Source organism: Mesorhizobium sp. M0772, assembly GCF_040320135.1.
Lineage (GTDB): Bacteria > Pseudomonadota > Alphaproteobacteria > Rhizobiales > Rhizobiaceae > Mesorhizobium.
The window spans coordinates 127982-146949 of record NZ_JAMYPB010000006.1 but is presented as its reverse complement, the minus strand read 5'-3'; the positions used below and the strand labels follow the sequence as shown (position 1 = coordinate 146949).

Genomic DNA, 18968 nt, shown 5'->3' with positions numbered 1-18968 from the left:
CAGTCCTCCCTAGGCGGCGCCCATCTCCCCTTGGAGCGCCTTATCGGTCAGATTGCCTGAAATTGCTGCGCTGGTCGATTACGGCGATAGTCGGGGAATGTGAAGGACCGCAGCGCAGCGACAATCCGCGCCGAGCCACTGCTGTTGACCGAACCGTCCATCCGGCCGATAGCACCGCCAGAATTGCCCCGAGGCCCCAATGACCCCAGACCCAACTTTCGATGACGCGGCCATCGCCGACGAAGGACGCGATGCCGACACCGCCTGGCAAAACGACATCCGCGCGGGCGTGCGCCACGTCCGCGATCTCGCCTCCCTGCCGCTGTCACCCGCCGAGCGCGCGGCGGCGCAGGAGGCGGCCGTACGCCACAAGGTGCGTGCCCCCAAAACCTATCTCGACCTGATCGACTGGAACGATCCCGCCGATCCGATCCGCGCCCAGGTCATTCCATCGCCGGATGAGCTGACGGAAACGGAAGGCGAGCTCGACGATCCGATCGCCGACCATGCCTTCAGTCCGGTGCCGCGACTGACGCACCGCCACGCCGACCGGGTGCTGTTGTTTGCGACCTACCAATGCGCGGTCTATTGCCGTTTCTGCTTCCGCAAGGAATCCCTGACCTCGATCGGCCGCGGCTATACGCGAGAAGCGCTCGAAGAGGCTTTTGCCTATATCGAAGGCCATACCGAAATCCGCGAAGTGATCCTGACGGGCGGCGATCCGCTTTCGCTGCCCGACAAGGCGCTGGCTGAAATCCGCGCCCGCATCGAGGCGATCGCGCATGTCAGGCTGCTGCGTATCCACACGCGCGTGCCTGTCGTACTGCCCGCGCGCATCACGCCGGGGCTGGTTGGCGCGTTGCAGGGCCGGCTGATGGTCACAATCGTCACCCATTTCAACCATGCGCGGGAGATCACGCCGGCCACCGAATTGGCCTGCCGCGTCATGCGCCAGGCAGGCTTCGTGCTGCTCAACCAGAGTGTCCTGCTCAAGGGCGTCAACGACACGGTCGAGGTGCTGGAGGAACTCTGCCGCGAACTGATGTACCGGCTCGGCGTCAAACCCTATTACCTGCACCATGGCGACCTCGCGCGCGGCATGGCGCACAGGCGCACCACGATTGCGCAGGGACAGGCGCTGGCCGGCGCGCTGCGCGCCCGCCTGTCGGGCATCTGCAATCCGGTCTATGTGCTGGACCTGCCGGAAGGCGGTGGCAAGGTGCCGCTCGGGCCATGCCATGTCGAGGGCCGGGACGGGCAGGACTGGCGCATCCGCGGCCAGGACGGCGAGGTGAGGCTGTATCAGGACGTCGTGGTGTAGGCAGGGCGCAGCGGCGACGATGACCGCCGCCGTCACATTGTCGATCGGGATGACCATCGCACCAAACTCTCGCCATGACGCGTTCGCCTGCATTCCGTATGTTGACATAAAGATATCCTTATGTGATGGTTGTCGCCTCAAGGATAAAAAATGTCGCAGAATTCTGCATCGCTGGACGCAATGTTCGGCCCCGTCGCGGCCAAGCCCGACGGTTCGGAAGTGCTTGCGGTGCTCACCGCGGCGGCACGCGAGCGCATCCTCATCCTCGACGGCGCCATGGGCACGCAGATCCAGGGCCTCGGTTTCGACGAGGAGCATTTTCGCGGCGAGGCTTTCGCCGGCTGCGCCTGCCACCAGCAAGGCAACAATGACCTCTTGATCCTGACGCAGCCGAAGGCGATCGAGGAGATCCATTATCAATACGCCATCGCTGGCGCTGATATCCTCGAGACCAACACCTTCTCCTCGACCTCGATCGCCCAGGCCGATTACGGCATGGAGGATGCCGTCTACGCGCTGAACCGGGACGGCGCGCGACTGGTGCGTCGGACAGCGGCGAGGGCACAGCAGGAAGACGGCAAGCGGCGCTTCGTCGCCGGCGCGCTCGGGCCGACCAACCGCACCGCCTCGATGTCCCCCGACGTCAACAATCCCGGCTACCGCGCGGTGACCTTCGATGAATTGCGCCTGGCCTATGGCGAGCAGCTGCGCGGCCTGGTCGACGGTGGCGCCGACATCATTCTCATCGAGACCATCTTCGACACGCTGAACGCCAAGGCGGCGATCTTTGCCTGCAACGAGATTTTCCTCGAAAAGGGCGTGCGCCTGCCGGTGATGATTTCGGGCACCATCACCGATCTCTCCGGCCGCACGCTGTCGGGCCAGACGCCGACCGCCTTCTGGCATTCGGTGCGCCATGCGAGCCCCTTCACCATCGGCCTCAACTGCGCGCTCGGCGCCAATGCGATGCGCGCGCATCTGGCCGAAATTTCAGGCGCCGCCGACACCTTCGTCTGCGCCTATCCGAATGCCGGCCTGCCCAATGAATTCGGCCGCTATGACGAGAGCCCGGACTTCATGGCCGCGCAGATCGAGGATTTTGCGCGGGAAGGGCTCGTCAACGTCGTCGGCGGCTGCTGTGGCTCGACGCCGGACCACATCCGCGCCATCGCCGAGGCTGTCAAGAAGTATCCGCCGCGCGCCATCCCCGAGATCGAGCGCAAGATGCGCCTGTCGGGGCTGGAGCCATTCACGCTGACCGACGAGATTCCCTTCGTCAATGTCGGCGAACGCACCAACGTCACCGGCTCGGCCAGGTTCCGAAAGCTGATCACGGCGGGCGACTATGTCCCGGCGCTCGACGTGGCGCGCGACCAGGTCGCCAATGGCGCACAGATCATCGACATCAACATGGATGAAGGCCTGATCGATTCGAAAAAGGCGATGGTCGAGTATCTCAACCTGATCGCCGCCGAGCCTGATATCGCCCGTGTTCCGGTGATGGTCGACTCCTCGAAATGGGAGATCATCGAGGCCGGGCTGAAATGCGTTCAGGGCAAGCCGCTGGTCAACTCCATCTCGATGAAGGAAGGCGAGGAAGCCTTTCTGCATCACGCGAAGCTGGTGCGCGCCTATGGCGCGGCCGTGGTCGTCATGGCCTTCGACGAGGCCGGTCAGGCCGACACCAAGGCGCGCAAGGTCGAGATCTGCACCCGCGCCTACAAGCTGCTCACCGAACAGGCCGGTTTCCCGCCCGAGGACATCGTCTTCGACCCCAATGTCTTCGCGGTCGCCACCGGCATCGAGGAGCACGACAATTACGGCGTCGACTTCATCGAGGCCGCCGGCGAGATCACCGGCACGCTGCCGCATGTCCATATCTCGGGCGGCGTCTCGAACCTGTCCTTCTCGTTTCGCGGCAACGAGCCGGTGCGCGAGGCGATGCACGCCGTGTTTCTCTATCATGCCATCCAGCGCGGCATGGATATGGGCATCGTCAATGCCGGCCAGCTTGCCGTCTACGACACGATCGAACCGGGACTGCGCGAGGCTTGCGAGGACGTCGTGCTCAACCGCGCGCCCAGGGCCGGCGGCACCGCCACCGAACGCATGCTGGAGATCGCCGAGCGCTTCAAGGGCACCGCCGGCAAGGAAGCCAGGGAGCGCGATCTCGCCTGGCGCGACTGGACGGTCGAGCGGCGGATTTCGCATGCGCTGGTCAACGGCATCACCGAATTCATCGACGCCGACACCGAAGAGGCGCGCCTTGCGGCCGAGCGGCCTCTGCATGTCATCGAAGGCCCGCTGATGGCCGGCATGAATGTCGTCGGCGATCTGTTCGGCGCTGGAAAGATGTTTCTGCCGCAAGTGGTGAAGTCGGCGCGCGTGATGAAGCAGGCGGTGGCCGGATTGCTGCCGCACATGGAGGCCGAAAAACTGGCCAACGCCGCCAATGGCATCGACAATGGCGAGCGCCAGACGGCCGGCAAAATCCTGATGGCGACTGTAAAGGGCGATGTCCACGACATCGGCAAGAACATCGTCGGCGTCGTTCTGGCCTGCAACAATTACGAGATCATCGATCTCGGCGTCATGGTGCCGGCGGCAAAGATCCTGCAGACGGCGCGTGAGCAAAATGTCGACATCATCGGCCTGTCCGGCCTGATCACCCCGTCGCTGGACGAGATGGTGCACATGGCCGCCGAGATGGAGCGTGAAGGCTTCGACATTCCGCTGCTGATCGGCGGCGCGACCACCAGCCGCGTGCACACGGCGGTGAAGATCCACCCGCGCTATTCCAAGGGACAGACGGTCTATGTCAATGACGCCAGCCGGGCGGTCGGCGTCGTCTCGTCCTTGCTGTCGAACGAGACCAAGGGCGGCTACGTCGATACCGTGCGGGCCGAGTACAAAAAGGTCGCCGACGCGCATGCCCGCTCCGAGGCCGACAAGCAGCGGCTGCCGCTGGCCAAGGCCAGGGCCAATGCGCACAAGGTCGACTGGTCCGCCTATGAGCCGCCGAAGCCGTCCTTCACCGGCGTCAAGGTTTTCGGCAACTGGGACCTGACGGAGCTCGCGCGCTACATCGACTGGACGCCGTTCTTCCAGACTTGGGAGCTGAAGGGGCGCTATCCCAAGATCCTCGATGACGAGAAGCAGGGACCGGCGGCGCGCCAGCTGTTCGAGGATGCGCAGGCGATGCTGAAAAAGATCATCGCGGAAAAATGGTTCGCGCCGCGCGCCGTCATCGGCTTCTGGCCGGCGAACACCGTCGGCGACGACATCAGGTTGTTCACGGATGAGGCACGCTCGCAGGAACTGGCAACCTTCTTCACGCTGCGCCAGCAACTGCCCAAGCGCGACGGCAAGGCCAATGTCGCGCTGTCGGATTTCGTCGCACCCGCCGACATCGGCAAGCCCGATTACATCGGCGGCTTCATCGTCACCGCAGGGATCGAGGAGGTGGCGATATCAGAGCGTTTCGAGCGCGCCAACGACGATTACTCCTCGATCATGGTCAAGGCGCTGGCCGACCGTTTCGCCGAAGCCTTTGCCGAGCGCATGCATGAGAAAGTGCGCAAGGAATTCTGGGGCTATGCCGCTGATGAGAAGCTGGCGCCCGACGAACTGGTCGGCGAGCCCTATCGCGGCATCCGCCCGGCGCCCGGCTACCCCGCGCAGCCCGACCACACCGAGAAGGCGACATTGTTCCGGCTGCTCGACGGCGAAGGCAATGCCGGCGTCAGCCTCACCGAAAGCTACGCGATGTGGCCGGGCTCATCGGTGTCCGGCCTCTATCTCGCGCACCCCGAAAGCTATTATTTCGGCGTCGCCAAGGTCGAACGCGACCAGGTCGAGGATTATGCGCGGCGTAAGGAGATGCCCTTGGCCGAGGTCGAGCGCTGGCTGGGGCCTATCCTCAACTATGTGCCGGTGGATTATGCCGAGGCGGCGGAATAGCGGCTCGGACGTGATCTGACCCAACAGCTGCTCGCGCTTCCTTGATTTCCACCGACGAAAAAATCGCGCCCGGTCCTCGGCGGATGTGAGCTGCCGGTTGTCGGTCGGTCAGACTTAGGTCCCTCGCGCCTGCTTTTCTGGAACAAGCCGTGATGTCCCGCATTTTATTGGCAGGGACACAAGGAGTGTCGAGTGAAAGCGATTTTGGGACTGGTCGGCGGCTTCGTGCTGACCCTTGCGGTGTTCGGCAGCGGGCTGGTTTTCGCAGCCTGGCTGCTTGCCGCCAAGCCAGCGCGGGAGGCAAGGCCGACCGTCAGCGTGGCGGAACTGTGGACCCGGAAAGCGCGGCCGGTGGACAAGACGGCGCAGGACTTCGAACGTGTGCCGCCCGAGCAGTCCGCGCCTGCCGACATCGCCGCCAGGGAGCCAGCCCAGGACCCGGCCAGGCAGCAGCCCGATCCCACCGTCACCGGCGCCATCGCGCGGACCGAACTGCCGCCGCCGCATCTCGCCTGGTGCGCCAGCCGCTACCGCTCCTACGATCCCGAGGACAACAGCTACATGTCCTATAGCGGACAGCAGCGCACCTGCGTATCGCCCTATCTCGCCGCCGACCGCGTCGCGCCGCGAGAGGCAAGCTATGTCGAGGGCGCGGGCGCCTACGCGGCTGCCGGCGGCGAACCGGAACATGTCGCCTCCTGCTTCAGCCGCTATCGCTCCTACCGTCCGGAAGACAACAGCTACCAGCCATATTCCGGCGGGCCGAGACGGCAATGCGAGTAGCCAGCGCGAGGGGCGCCGCGAACGATTGCGACCGCGCGATTTCTGGGGTCGTTCGGATCGTCCTCGAAGCCCAGGGGAGGAACCACCATGGAAGACGACCGCCATCATAAGATACAGCAGCGCGCCTACCAGATCTGGGAGCGCGAAGGCACTGGCGACCCCGAGCACCACTGGCACCGGGCCGAGGCCGAAATCGACCGCGAGGCGGCCCTGCCGCTGACCGCCGACGACGCCCTGCCGCGCGAGATCGCCAGCACCGACGTCCTGACCGTCGAGGAACTCGCCGTGCGAACCGGCATATCGGGCGACGAGGCACAGGAGCTGATCGACAGACTGGGCACGGACCGCGCCGCAGTTGAGCAGGCTGCGCGGGGGGATTGAGGGAAAGAGGCGGGCGACGTCCTGATCGGAGGGCCAGGACGATCTTTCAGAGTGTCTTGTTGACACTTATCACTTTGGCAGTCGCGACAGAGGCCGTCATTTCCGACAGCTTTGCGCCCAAATTGATCCGTGCTGGCCATAGCAACATCCGTAAGCGGACGGTGCCGACGCCGGCGAAGCAGCCCAGATGCCGCGATACGAAGTGCCAACCACTTCGCGGCACCAGCGTGCCTGTAGACACTCTCGCCACTTTCTCTATACGACGTCGAGACGGGGTGGCGAGCAACGATGATCACAGTGTTGGTGCACGAGTTGAATCAGACGCCGATGCGGCGGCTGATTTCGTCGGCAGGGCACTTGTTGCCGCTTTTGCGCATGGAAACCTATCAGTCAGTCTTCCGCCGACTAAACTTTCCCGCGGGTACCTTGGTTTTTACTGATTTTGAGTATCTGAATGGCATGGAAATGATGGCGGCGGCGGATATTGCCGAAGCCGCAAAGCGCGCCGACCCTGATGCTCGAATTCTAAACCATCCCGCGACTGTCCTGGAGCGGTTCGCCCTGCTCCGCCGGCTTCGTATTAGAGGAAACAACCCGGTCGAAGTATCGCGTCTGGAGCAGGATGAGCGACCAACCCGCTACCCTGTTTTTATCCGGATGGAAGATGGCTTTTGGGGGCCGGAAACCAAGCTTCTGGAAAACCCACGCCAACTTGAAGAGGCGATCGCCGTGCTCCAGGGCAACGCCAAGCCGATGAAGCGGCGCATCGCCGTCTCCTTCGAAGCCGATCGCGATTCGAACGGCTACTATCGAAAGTATGGCGCATTCCGCATTGGGGACGCGATTGTGTCCCAGCACATACTTAGGTCCGTCGACTGGAACGTTAAGTCATCGGCAAGCAGCACCGACCCGGATTTCGTGCGCGAGGAACTCGCCTTCGTAAAGGACAATCCGCACGCTGAGGACCTGCTTCGCGCCTGCAATACGGGCCATATCCAGTTCGGCCGCGTGGACTACACGTTGCGAGACGGCGCATTGGTGATATTCGAGGTCAACCCCAATCCGACTTTTCCGAAGTTCAAAGGTGGCGCAGCCGCCCGTGAGGAACGACGTGGCCACATTATCGCGGCGTTGAAAGTTGCATTCGAGGCAATCGACAGTTCCGGCACCGGGAGAATCGACTTCCTGCCTTCAGCCGGATCTTACCAATTCATTCAGTCGGGCCGCTGGATATGGCCGGTGAGATGGCTTTGGAGAACAAGAATGGCCCGGCGAAGGAAGATGCATTCGCAATGAACGGCCCGCGAGAAAGCCCACCGGCAGGGCAACGGATCTCGATCCACACCGACGAACCACTCACGCAACTTGCCCGTTTTTCGTTTGATTGGGCTGAGGTGCTGTGTGACCCGAGCCATGGGTGTATGCCCTACCATCGCACGTGGAGCATGATCCGCCTGCTGGAATCGAAAGGTGCCAAGCCGGCCGGCGGGGGGTTCTTTGGACGTGAATTGGCTGCCGTGGCCCAGGAGGGACGCTGTCGGATTCTCCTGTCGGGCGCGGCCGACACCGGCCTGGCGGCAATGGTTCTGGGCCAAACGAGGCCGGTCGGCATCGAGCCCGAATTTGTGCTGATCGATCGCTGTGAAACGACGGTCGAACAGAACAGGCTGTTTGCCCGCTCCGCCGGTTTTGCGCTCGAGACCCACCGCGCCGACATTCGCGGTTGCGACTGTGCGCCGGTGCAGGCAGTTGTCGCGCATAGCGTTCTTAATTTCTTCGACCGCAGCGCACGCCAGCAGGTGGTCGACAGTTGGGCACGTAATCTCAAGCCTGGCGGACGCCTGCTTCTCTCCCAGAGGTTGCTATCGGAAAAAGACCAGCCGAGGGGGCCTCGCAGCAGTGCTGAAATCGGCCGAAGGCTTTCGACCATCGAGAAGGCCGCCGTCGCGGCGCATTTTCCTGCCGCTGCCGTGGCGGAGCTGAAGACGGCCGTCGAAGCGCTCTGGGATGAACCGCTACATGAAGATCGCACTACATATTCAGACCTTGCGGATATGCTGAAGCAATCCAACCTGACGATTGTCGGCTCGGAGCAGCATCATACCGGGAAAAGCGTTTCCCCGCTTGCCGCTGCCGACAGCGTTCAGACAATTCCTAGATACGAAATCGTCGCCGTCAGGATGTAGCCCGACCACTAGAATAAGTGCGACATCGCAGAAGCGGGAAGGTCGATAGCGGCTATCCGATCGAAATAAAACCAGGTCGCCACTGCGACCGCAACCGAGGTGCAAGATGCCAGTGTCGCCGACTTCAAGGTCAGCTTCTGACCGGCTGCAATCCATACCAGGGTAAACAGGGACAGCGCCGCCGGGAGGCCCGCCAGCCAGACAGCGACCGGCAACACGAGCATCATCATCAACGGCACACGATGGCTTTCCGGGATCGTATGGGTCCTTTCGCCTCCCTGTTTCTCGTGGCCAACAAGCGAGATCGTTTGCACAAGGGCGACCGCGAGCATCGCAAACAGACAACACCAGGCCACGGCCTGCGCGAAGATCGAATAGCCTGGCTGCCCTTGGAGCGATATCGCTGCCAGCACAGCGCATCCACCGGTCAACAGCCATGCGACTGCGGCATCGGCACGCTTTGGCTTGACACGTCGCGGCGGCAAAACACCACCGCGCACGATCCATGCGAGGGAAAGCGCGATTATGACCATGATCGTCAACGACGCCGGCCGTTGTAGAGGGTTCAGCCTGCCGACACGGGCCAACTCCACACTGAGCGCCAGGTTTCGCTCGATGAAGCCGCCCAGGACGAATGATATGACAAAAGGAATTTGCGGCCAGTCGAGGCGCTTCAGCATGTAGCCGGCCAGCCCGAAAGCGACGGCTACGTACAGATCGATCAGCAGCCCGTTTAGCTGCACGATCGTCACGAAGCTGACGACAATGATCGGGAGCGCGATGCGGTCGATCCTGAGAGCAGTCAGGCGCGCAAAATATGGTGTCAACGCCAATCCCACTGCGGACGTCAGCAGGTTCGACAGCAGCAGCGCGGTAATCAACGTGAACGTCAGGGGCAAGCCGGTCGTCAGCATCGGTATGCCCGGAACGATGCCGTGTACCGTCAGGACTGTCAGCAGGATCAAGCCGCCCTCGCTGCCGGGAAGGCCGAAGGCAACGGTCGGCAGAAGCGAGCCTCCGTCCTTCGAATCGACGGCCGCTTCCGGCGCAATGATGCCCCTGATGTCACCAGATCCGAACCTTGAGCGCTGGTCCTTGGGGGTTGTCTGGATCGCCTGCCCGTAGGCAACGAAGCTGGCGACCGTTCCTCCAACACCTGGAATGATGCCGACCAACACGCCGATGGCCGACGATCGCATTGTTAGTCCCCAATGACGAAAGACAGCAAGCATACCGGTCCAGGTCGAGTCGTTCGCGTTTTCCAGGCCAGCCGCTTTTTCAAGCTGCAATCTTTTTCGCCACGAGATGATTTCAGAAACGGTGAAAAAGCCAAGCAGCAGCGCGACCATGTCGACGCCGTCGAAGAGAGCGATGCTCCCAAACGTCCAGCGTGGTTGGCCATAGGTCGGATCAGTTCCGACAAGACCGACCAAAAGTCCCAGCAGCGCCATCGCCAGCGCTTTCAGACGGGACGTGCTTGGAACCGCAATGATCGTCGACAGGCCCCATACGCCGAGCAGCACGTATTCAAACGGTCCGAATTGCAGGATGAACGGCCGAATGATCGGCATGAGCGCTAAGAGGACGAGGACGCCAAAAACCGATCCGACGGCCGAGGCCGTTGCCGCGGCGGCTATCGCGGTGCGAGGCAGGCCGGCCCTGGACATCGGATGGCCGTCGAGCAGGGTTGCCGCGCTTGGCGCATTGCCCGGTATGTTGAAGAGGATAGCCGTTATAGATCCCATGAAGGTCGCGCCGCCGGTCAGGGCGCCAAACAGCAACAACACCGATACCGGATCCCAATGCACGGTTGCGACCAGCAGAAGGGTTGCAAGGCTGGCGCCGCCAATCCCTGGAAGAAAGGACGTAGCCATGGCAACCAAGGTGCCAAGCACCGGGATCAGTATGTTCGGCCAGGAGAATACATTGCCCAGTCCAGTGCCGAGGGCAGCCCAATATCCGGTCATCAGCGCGTTGCTCGCGCATCCCGCTCGAGTTCCGGGTGTTTTTTCAGATACGCTTCCGCCTCATGGAAGGCACTGAGCATATCGTTGATCACGATGACGGTCTCGTCGGCGTCGCGCGGCTCGATTGGACGTTTCTGAGCTTCAAGCGCCACCTTGAACCCATCGCTCTTGACCGCGGCGGAGACGGCGTCACGAAGACAACCTAGCGATTTCTGCTCCATGTCGGCAGGGGCAAAAAATCCCCGCGCTGTCGCCGAAGCTTTCGCGACGGCGATGGCCAACCGCAATCGTTCTTCCTGCTTCTCCTTGGAAAGGCCTTGGCTGCGCTGCCACACCAACCCTCCTTCGCCCGCCAGGAAAGCCACGCCTGGCGCGTTCGGGTCAGGTCCCTCCGTGAGAACCAGACCGACTTTGGCTTCGCCTGCGGCGGTCGAGCGCAAGCCTGTCGTCAATGAATTGGATGTCATATCGCCTTCGCCACGCAGGAGCGCGGACATGAGTGCGCCGCTGCCTTCATAGCCCGAGACCACGTCGACCTTGATATCGAGGAGGTGCGCGGTGAGCACTATCGGCAGGATGCCGGCTTCAAGCGATGAAACCGACGCGACCAGATGTTTGGCGCTTTGCAAATCGACATCGTTCCGAACGATCCACGCTTCGGGATCGATGTGAATCAGTCCTATCGGATTTAGCCGATTCATCCAGTTGTCGACGCCAGCCGGAATGTCACCTTGCGAAATTATGTCGGAGACGCTTTCAATCATAAGGACCAGTTCGTCGGATGGCGCATTGGTTACACGCTTTAGCGCCGCAAATCCGCCTGCCGCGGGCATATTCACGACCCTGACATCGAGCTCGGTCGTGCTGGCAAGGGCCGGCGCAAATGCACGGGCATAGGTATCATAGCCGCCGCCGGCAGCGTTGGGGACAACGAGGGTGATTCGCCGGCCGGCGTAGGTGGTTGCGCAAGCGATCTCGCCGCCGCTTGCCGCGGACGGCAGGTAGATTGCCGCGGCGGTGATTGCCGCCAACGCCACACGAAAGAACTTCATCTCGCCAAGCCCCAGATTTCACCCAGTGGTGATACTTTAGATAGCCCTTGCAACGCCAGCGTTGTTCCTTAGCAATCGCGCTTAGTTTCGTGAATGTCGCGGTCTGTGTCGCCAATTGGCGTCCGATCTGCCATGCGGTTATTCAGTTCATTAACCTTTCATTAACCATACCACGGCTAGCGTTTACCTCTCAGTAAGGAATCGCCCGCCGTGACCTTTGCCGCTCCCCTCGAGGCCAAGTCCATTCGCTTTCGCGCCCGCTCCTTCGTCGCTTTCACGCTGACGCCAGAGGCGCCTTTGGATGTTTGGCTGGAGAGCCTCGATCGCTGGGTCGGCAATTCGCCGGGCTATTTTGCCGGGCGCCCGGTGGTGCTCGATCTCAACGTGCTGAAGCCCGATGTCGTGGCCATCGAAGCGCTGGTCGATCTGCTCGGCCAGCGCGGAATCCGCATCTATGCCATGGAACTCGATGGTGGCGCCGAGCTTGGCACGCATCTGCCGCCAGTGCTGGTCGGCGCCAAGGAGGCGACCACCGACGGGCTGCTGCAGCCGAGCCGCAAGGCGGGCAGGGCGGAGGAGGACACTGCGGTAAGCGACATGAAGGCGGCCGGTGACATCAAGGCAGAGGCCGGCGATTTGAAGGCGGGCGATTTGAAACCGGCGAGCGATGCCAAGGCACAGCCGAAAGACGCCAAAATCGCCGCACCCGACGCCAGCACGCTGATGATCCGCTCGCCGATCCGTTCAGGGCAGCTGGTCTTCCACCCGCATGGCGATGTCATCGTGCTGGGCTCCGTCGCCTCCGGATCCGAGATCGTCGCCACCGGCTCGATCCACGTCTATGGCACGCTGCGCGGCCGCGCTTCGGCGGGCGCTCAAGGGAACACGGCGGCGCGCGTCTTCTGCCGCAGGAACGAGGCCGAGCTTCTGTCGGTGGATGGCTGGTATTGCACGGCCGAGGAGATGGACCCGTCAGTCCGGGGCAAGCCTGTGCAGGCATTTCTCGACAACGGCATGCTGCGCATCGCCCCTTTCAGCTAATGCGTCTCGCCCGACAACGACATAACGAACAACAACGGAGGCTTTATTGATGGGCAAGGTAGTGGTGGTCACCTCGGGCAAGGGGGGCGTCGGCAAGACGACCTCGACGGCGGCCCTGGGGGCGGCGGTCGCCAAGACCGGTAAGAAGGTGGCGCTGGTCGATTTCGATGTCGGCCTGCGCAACCTCGATTTGATCATGGGCGCCGAACGGCGCGTGGTGTTCGACCTCGTCAACGTCATCCAGGGCTCGGCAAAGCTGTCGCAGGCGCTGATCCGCGACAAGCGGGTCGAGACGCTGTTCCTGCTGCCGGCCTCGCAGACGCGCGACAAGGATGCGCTGACCGAGGAGGGCGTCGCCGAGGTCATCGGCAAGCTGCGCTCGGTGTTCGACTACGTCTTCTGCGACAGCCCGGCCGGCATCGAGCGCGGCGCGCAGCTCGCCATGCGCTTTGCCGACGAGGCGGTCATCGTCACCAATCCGGAAGTGTCGTCGGTGCGCGATTCCGACCGCATCATCGGCCTGCTCGATTCCCGCACCTTGCGGGCCGAGGAGGGCGAGCAGATCGCCAAGCATGTGCTGGTCACGCGCTACGATGCGGGACGCGCCGCGCGGGGCGAAATGCTGTCGATCGACGATGTGCTGGAAATCCTGTCGGTGCCGCTGCTCGGCATCATTCCCGAAAGCCAGGATGTGCTGCGCGCCTCCAATCTCGGTTCGCCGGTGACGCTGTCGGAGCCGCTGAACGCCGCTGCCAAGGCTTACATCGACGCGGCCAAGCGGCTCGAGGGCGAACAGCTGCCGGTCATCGTGCCCTTCGAACGCAAGGGCTTCCTCGATCGTCTTTTGGGAAGGAGGGCGGCATGAACCTGCTCGACATCTTCAAGCGGCGCACCAGCGCGCCGGTAGCGCGCGAACGGCTGCAAGTGCTTCTCGCCTATGAGCGCCGCAACCGCAGCCAGCCCGATCTCGTCTCCATCCTGCGCGAGGAGATCATGGCGGTGATCGCCAAGCATGTGCAGATCGACCAGGATTATCTCCAGGTCTCGATGGACCGCGGCGAGACCATGTCGACGCTGGAGATCGACATCCAGATCCCCAACAAGAGCGCGGTGCCGCTGGCGATGGCGGGGTGAGATTGAAGCTGCTGATCTCCCCCCTTGTGGGGGAGATGGCCGGCAGGCCAGAGGGGGGCACTGTCCCGCCGGCCTGTCGATTGTTTGGCAACGGCTTGGGCCGAAGTCGGTCCTAGCCGACACGACTTGTCGAACGTAGCGATCCTTCGCGCCCCCCTCTGTCCTGCCGGACATCTCCCCCACGAGGGGGGAGATTGGGCACTCCTTCGCGGCTTCGCCGATCAGTCACCCTATCAAAAAACATTCAACCAACCAGTTGACTATCTAAAATCGCATCTCTATATTCAACTACATGGTTGAATTAGAGACGCCCCAGATGGACCAGGTTTTTCACGCCCTTGGCGATGCCACGCGCCGGAACATGCTTAACCACCTCGCCGGCGGCGAGCGTACGGTGAGTGAGTTGGCGCAGCCCTTCGCCATGTCGCTGGCCGCAGCCTCCAAGCACATCAAGGCGCTGGAGCATGCCGGGCTGATCCGGCGCGAAGTGCGCGGGCGCACCCATGTCTGCCGCCTCGAGGCCCGCCCGCTGGCCACCGCCTATCAGTGGCTCGGCCAATACGCGCGTTTCTGGAACAGCCGCCTCGATGTCCTCGAACAGCTTTTGCGCGAGGAGGCGGGGCGCAAAACGTCGACAACGCCGTCAACGCCGGCACCGGCAAATCCGGAACCATCCAAGCCGGAATCACCCAAGCCAGACACATCCAGGCCAACATCATCCGAGGGAGACGACCGATGAACCAGATGAACAGCTTCGACGGCTACGCCCAGCTGATCCAGCCGGCCACTTTGAGGATCGAACGGCTTTTGCCCGGAACCAGGGAGCGCGTCTGGGAATATCTGACGCAGAGCGATCTGCGCCGCAAATGGCTGGCGGCCGGCGACATGGAGATGGAGGAAGGCTCTTCCTTCGAGCTGGTCTGGCGCAACGACGAACTGACCGATCCGCCCGGCGACAGGCCGGCCAGCTTCAGTGGCGGCGAGCAGCGGATGCACAACCAGATCGTCGAGTGCGATCCGCCGCGCAAGCTCACCATCACCTGGAACGGCAGCGGCAATGTCACCTTCGAATTGGCGCAGCGCGGCGACGACGTTCTGCTCACCCTGGTCCACCGCCGCCTGCCGGACCGCTCGAGCCTGATGATGCATGCCGCAGGCTGGCACGTGCATCTCGAGCTCCTGGTTGCCCGCGTGGCGGCCGAGAAACCCGAACCGTTCTGGGACAGCTTTAGCCGTCTCGTGGCGGAATACGACCGGCGCCTGCCGGCCTGACCTGACCTGACGCATCGCCCGGTCCGACCGGGCCCCATCGATCCCTTGCGCCGGATGCCGGCGCAAGGGCCGGCGAAACACGCGCCTTCGGCAGACACCGCGGCGCGTCATCGGAAGTGAAACCAGGCAACGTGCTTGCATCCCGCAAGCCCGAAGGAGGAAGTCATGCGTAAATTGATCACCGGAATGAAGATCTCCATCGACGGCAAGATGGAGGGCCCCGAAGGCTTCGCCGACTGGGTCGACAACTGGTCGGAGGAATACGGCTTGATGCCTGAGATCGACGCCTGCCTGCTCGGCGGCGTGATGTATGCCGGCTATGAGCGCTACTGGAGCGCGATCCTTGAGAACGAGCCGGACCAGCCATTGCCAATGACCGGCAGGCTGGTCGACCCGGCCGAACTCGAATGGGCGCGCTTTGCCGCCAAGACACCGCACTATGTGTTGTCGAACACCATGACTTCGGCCGCCTGGGCATCGACGCGCTTCCTGCGCAGCCTCGACGACATCGCGGCGCTGAAGCGCGAGCCCGGCAAGAACATCTACCTCATGGGCGGCGCGAGCATCACCGCCAGCCTGATCGAGGCGGGGCTAGTGGATGAAATGCGGCTCATCGTCTATCCGCTGCTCGCCGGCGACGGCAAGGCGCTGTTTGGCAAGGTGCACGCCCGGCACGGACTGGAACTGCGCCAGGTCGGCCAGCTGTCGGATGGGCGGGTGAGCCTGGTGTATGGGCTGGCGAGTTAGCCTCTTTTCCTCTCCCTCCGGAGGGGAGAGGTGGCGCCGCGAAGCGGCGACGGAGTGGGGGAAGGCGCTCATGAAACCCGCAGTCGCCGCAAGATGGGCACCACCCAACGCGCGCGAACGCTGAGGCAAGGCGGCAATCAGGCGGAAGCATTGCTATGGCTTGAATTGAAGGCGCGCAAGCTTGGCGGCTATCGCTTCACCCGCCAGTTTTCCATCGGACCCTTTTTTGCAGACTTCGCCTGCCGCGAAAAATGGCTTGTCGTGGAAATCGACGGCCATCAACACGCCGGCAGCTCCTATGACCGTCGCCGTGACGATTTCATGCGCGCGCAAGGCCATTCGATCCTGCGTCTCTGGAACCATGACGTCCTGAACCATCGCACTTCCGTCTGCGAAACCATCCTTGCCGCGCTTGATGGCAGGTTGGCCGAGAACGTCGCTGCGGCCGATCTCCGCTTTGTTTTCACGCCACGCCCATTCGATTCAATCTCTTAAAAAACGGACCTATCTCTCATGAAATCTCACGTTAAAGCGGTTGTCATTGGCGGCGGCGTCGTTGGCTGCTCGGTGCTCTACCATCTGGCCAAGGCCGGCTGGACCGACATCATGCTGATCGAGCGTTCCGAGCTCACCTCCGGCTCGTCCTGGCACGCAGCCGGCGGCTTCCACACGCTGAACGGCGATCCCAACGTCGCCAAACTGCAGGCCTATACGGTGCAGCTCTACAAGGAGATCGAGGAAATCTCCGGCCAGTCCTGCTCGCTGCATCTGACCGGCGGCGTGATGATGGCCGATACGCCCGAGCGCATGGATTTTCTGCGCCTGGCCCACGCCAAGGGCCGCTATCTCGGCATGGACACCGAGCTGATCACGCCCTCCGAAGCCAAGGCGATGTTCCCGCTGATGGACGAGACCAATTTCGTCGGCGCCATGTGGGATCCGGTCGAAGGCCATCTCGATCCCTCCGGCACGACGATCGCCTACTCCAAGGCGGCCAAGAAGCTGGGCGCCGAGATCGTGCTGCGCAACCGCGTCGTCGACTTGACGCAGGAAGTTGACGGCACCTGGAACGTCGTCACCGAACAGGGCACCGTCCACGCCGAGCATGTCGTCAACTGCGGCGGCCTGTGGGCGCGCGAGATCGGCCGCATGGTCGGCGTCGAACTGCCGGTGCTGGCCATGGAGCACATGTACCTGCTCACCGAGCCGATGCCCGAGGTCGAGGAATTCAACAAATCGACCGGCCGCGAGATGATCGGCGTGCTCGACTTCAAGGGCGAGATCTACACCCGCCAAGAGCGCAACGGCATCCTGCTCGGCACCTATGAAAAAGCCTGCAAACCCTGGTCGCCGGTCAATACGCCGTGGGATTTCGGCCATGAACTGCTGCCGCCCGACCTCGACCGCATCGCGCCGTCGCTGGAGATCGGCTTCAAGCATTTCCCCGGCATCGAGAAAGCCGGCATCAAGCAGATCATCAACGGCCCCTTCACCTTCGCGCTCGACGGAAATCCGCTGGTCGGGCCGGTGCAGGGCCTGACCAATTTCTGGTGCGCCTGCGCCGTCATGGCCGGCTTCAGCCAGGGCGGCGGCGTCGGCCTCGCGCTGTCCAACTGGATGGTGCATGGCGATCCCGGCTTCGACGTCTGGGGCATGGATGTCGCCCGCTTCGGCGAGTGGGCCGGCCTGCGCTACACCAACGCAAAGGTGCGCGAAAACTATTCGCGCCGCTTCTCCATCCGCTTCCCCAATGAAGAGCTGCCGGCTGCGCGCCCTGCACAAACCACCCCGCTCTATGACACGATGCTCGCCAACAACGCCGTAATGGGCGATAGCTGGGGCCTGGAGACCCCGCTGTGGTTCGCGCCGAAGGGCAAGGAGCCGAAGGACGTCGTCTCCTTCCACCGCTCAAACGATTTCGGTCCTATCGGCGAGGAAGTGCGCGCCACGCGCGAACGCGTCGGCGTCACCGAAATCGCCAACTTCGCCAAATACGAAGTGTCGGGACCTGCGGCTGAGGATTTCCTCAACCGGCTGATGACCAACCGCATGCCGAAGATCGGCCGCATCGTGCTGACGCCGATGATCAACGAGTTCGGCAAGCTGATCGGCGACTTCACCATCGCCAAGGCAGGCGAAGACAGATTTATGATCTGGGGTTCGTCCGCCGCGCAGAAGTACCACATGCGCTGGTTCGAAAAGCACCTGCCGAAGGATGGTTCGGTGCGCATCCACCGCTTCGATCAGACGCTCGTCGGCCTGTCGATCGCCGGGCCGAAATCGCGCGACCTCTTGCAGAACCTGGTCGATGTCGACATCTCGACGAAAGCTTTCCGCTTCATGGATTTCCGCGAAATGGCGGTCGGCGGCGCGCCCTGCATGGTCAACCGCATCACCTATACCGGCGATCTCGGCTATGAAATCTGGATGGCGCCGGCCTATGAGCGTCTGGTCTACAAGGCGATCAAGGACGCCGGCCAGGAGTTCGGCCTCGTCGATTTCGGCATGCGCGCTTTGCTCTCCATGCGCCTGGAGAAGAACTTCCCGACCTGGTACCGCGAGCTGCGCCCGATCTACGGCCCGTTCGAAGGCGCGATGGACCGCTTCATCAAGCTGGAGAAGAACGACTTCATCGGCCGCGAAGCCGCCGCCAAGGAACAGGCGGAAGGGCCGAAACTGCGCCGTGTTTCCTTCATCGTCGATGCGGCCGACGCCGATGTCATGGGCGACGAGCCGATCTGGGCCAAGGTCGGCAAGGACTATGGCACGGTGGAAAAGCCGCATGGTTATGGCGCGCCGCGCTTCGACATGGCGGGCAAGGAAGTGCGTGGCTCGAAGGCTGCCGAAGGCGCTTCCGCCGTGCGCGGCATCGTCGACGGCGACTGGCGCGTGGTCGGCTGGGTCACCTCGGGCGGTTATGCGCACTATGTGCAGAAGTCGATGGCGCAGGGCTATGTGCCGGCGGCACTCGCCGAGGACGAAAGTGCCGGACTGTTCGAGATCGAGATCCTCGGCCACCGGCGTCCGGCGCGCATCAATGTCGAGGCGCCCTTCGACCCCAGCGGCGAGAAGATGCGGACCTGAAAAGGCGACAGGGAGCGTGAGATCGTGTAAGGGGCCTTCG

General features: G+C 62.9%; 16 protein-coding genes. 14 read left to right on the top strand and 2 right to left on the bottom strand.

Annotation, left to right across the window (positions count from 1 at the left end; genetic code table 11):
- Nucleotides 1-199: 199 nt before the first annotated feature.
- The 6 genes from NKI06_RS06240 to NKI06_RS06215 all read left to right on the top strand — a co-directional run bounded on the left by NKI06_RS06240 (nucleotide 200) and on the right by NKI06_RS06215 (nucleotide 8631).
- Nucleotides 200-1321 (top strand): KamA family radical SAM protein, encoded by a 1122-nt coding sequence (locus NKI06_RS06240; RefSeq protein WP_352984510.1) that lies wholly within the window; start codon nucleotides 200-202, stop codon nucleotides 1319-1321.
- Between the two features lie 150 nt (nucleotides 1322-1471).
- Nucleotides 1472-5281 (top strand): methionine synthase, encoded by a 3810-nt coding sequence (metH, locus tag NKI06_RS06235; RefSeq protein WP_352984508.1) that lies wholly within the window; start codon nucleotides 1472-1474, stop codon nucleotides 5279-5281.
- A 192-nt stretch (nucleotides 5282-5473) separates the two neighbouring features.
- On the top strand, nucleotides 5474-6064 hold the full coding sequence (locus NKI06_RS06230) for a BA14K family protein (protein WP_352984506.1): 591 nt from the start codon (nucleotides 5474-5476) through the stop codon (nucleotides 6062-6064).
- 87 nt (nucleotides 6065-6151) lie between these two features.
- Nucleotides 6152-6445, top strand: coding sequence for a DUF2934 domain-containing protein (locus tag NKI06_RS06225; RefSeq protein ID WP_352984504.1), 294 nt, complete (start codon nucleotides 6152-6154; stop codon nucleotides 6443-6445).
- Nucleotides 6446-6733: 288 nt separating this feature from the next.
- On the top strand, nucleotides 6734-7741 hold the full coding sequence (locus NKI06_RS06220; protein ID WP_352984502.1) for a hypothetical protein: 1008 nt from the start codon (nucleotides 6734-6736) through the stop codon (nucleotides 7739-7741).
- Nucleotides 7690-8631 (top strand): class I SAM-dependent methyltransferase, encoded by a 942-nt coding sequence (locus tag NKI06_RS06215; protein WP_352984501.1) that lies wholly within the window; start codon nucleotides 7690-7692, stop codon nucleotides 8629-8631. The genes NKI06_RS06220 and NKI06_RS06215 overlap by 52 nt, the downstream gene beginning before the upstream one ends.
- An 8-nt stretch (nucleotides 8632-8639) precedes the next feature.
- On the opposite strand, the gene NKI06_RS06210 is transcribed toward NKI06_RS06215, so the two are convergent.
- Both NKI06_RS06210 and NKI06_RS06205 read right to left on the bottom strand, forming a co-directional pair.
- A complete protein-coding gene (locus tag NKI06_RS06210) occupies nucleotides 8640-10598 on the bottom strand; it encodes a tripartite tricarboxylate transporter permease (RefSeq protein ID WP_352984499.1) in 1959 nt (652 codons plus the stop codon).
- Nucleotides 10598-11650: a Bug family tripartite tricarboxylate transporter substrate binding protein gene (locus NKI06_RS06205; protein WP_023693880.1), complete on the bottom strand. Its 1053-nt coding sequence runs from the start codon at nucleotides 11648-11650 to the stop codon at nucleotides 10598-10600. Before NKI06_RS06205 ends, NKI06_RS06210 begins: the two co-directional genes overlap by 1 nt.
- 210 nt (nucleotides 11651-11860) lie before the next feature.
- On the opposite strand from NKI06_RS06205, the gene minC reads away from it, so the two are divergent.
- The 8 genes from minC (at nucleotide 11861) to NKI06_RS06165 (ending at nucleotide 18928) form a co-directional block, all read left to right on the top strand.
- Complete coding sequence (minC, locus tag NKI06_RS06200) at nucleotides 11861-12691, top strand: septum site-determining protein MinC (RefSeq protein WP_352984498.1); 831 nt, start codon at nucleotides 11861-11863, stop codon at nucleotides 12689-12691.
- A gap of 49 nt (nucleotides 12692-12740) precedes the next feature.
- Nucleotides 12741-13556 carry a septum site-determining protein MinD gene (minD, locus tag NKI06_RS06195; protein WP_023670342.1) on the top strand — a complete coding sequence of 272 codons (816 nt, stop codon included), beginning with the start codon at nucleotides 12741-12743 and terminating at the stop codon, nucleotides 13554-13556.
- Nucleotides 13553-13825 (top strand): cell division topological specificity factor MinE, encoded by a 273-nt coding sequence (gene minE, locus NKI06_RS06190; protein ID WP_023684809.1) that lies wholly within the window; start codon nucleotides 13553-13555, stop codon nucleotides 13823-13825. Before minD ends, minE begins: the two co-directional genes overlap by 4 nt.
- Nucleotides 13826-14117: 292 nt before the next feature.
- Nucleotides 14118-14564, top strand: a complete 447-nt coding sequence (locus NKI06_RS06185) for an ArsR/SmtB family transcription factor (RefSeq protein ID WP_023747864.1) — start codon at nucleotides 14118-14120, stop codon at nucleotides 14562-14564.
- On the top strand, nucleotides 14561-15097 hold the full coding sequence (locus NKI06_RS06180) for an SRPBCC family protein (RefSeq protein WP_352984495.1): 537 nt from the start codon (nucleotides 14561-14563) through the stop codon (nucleotides 15095-15097). The genes NKI06_RS06185 and NKI06_RS06180 overlap by 4 nt, the downstream gene beginning before the upstream one ends.
- A gap of 165 nt (nucleotides 15098-15262) precedes the next feature.
- Nucleotides 15263-15844, top strand: coding sequence for a dihydrofolate reductase family protein (locus NKI06_RS06175; protein ID WP_352984493.1), 582 nt, complete (start codon nucleotides 15263-15265; stop codon nucleotides 15842-15844).
- A 30-nt stretch (nucleotides 15845-15874) separates the two neighbouring features.
- The gene (locus NKI06_RS06170; RefSeq protein WP_352984491.1) at nucleotides 15875-16339 is read left to right on the top strand and encodes an endonuclease domain-containing protein; all 465 of its coding nucleotides are present in this window, start codon (nucleotides 15875-15877) and stop codon (nucleotides 16337-16339) included.
- Nucleotides 16340-16357: 18 nt separating this feature from the next.
- A complete protein-coding gene (locus tag NKI06_RS06165; protein ID WP_352984489.1) occupies nucleotides 16358-18928 on the top strand; it encodes a GcvT family protein in 2571 nt (856 codons plus the stop codon).
- Nucleotides 18929-18968: the final 40 nt, after the last annotated feature.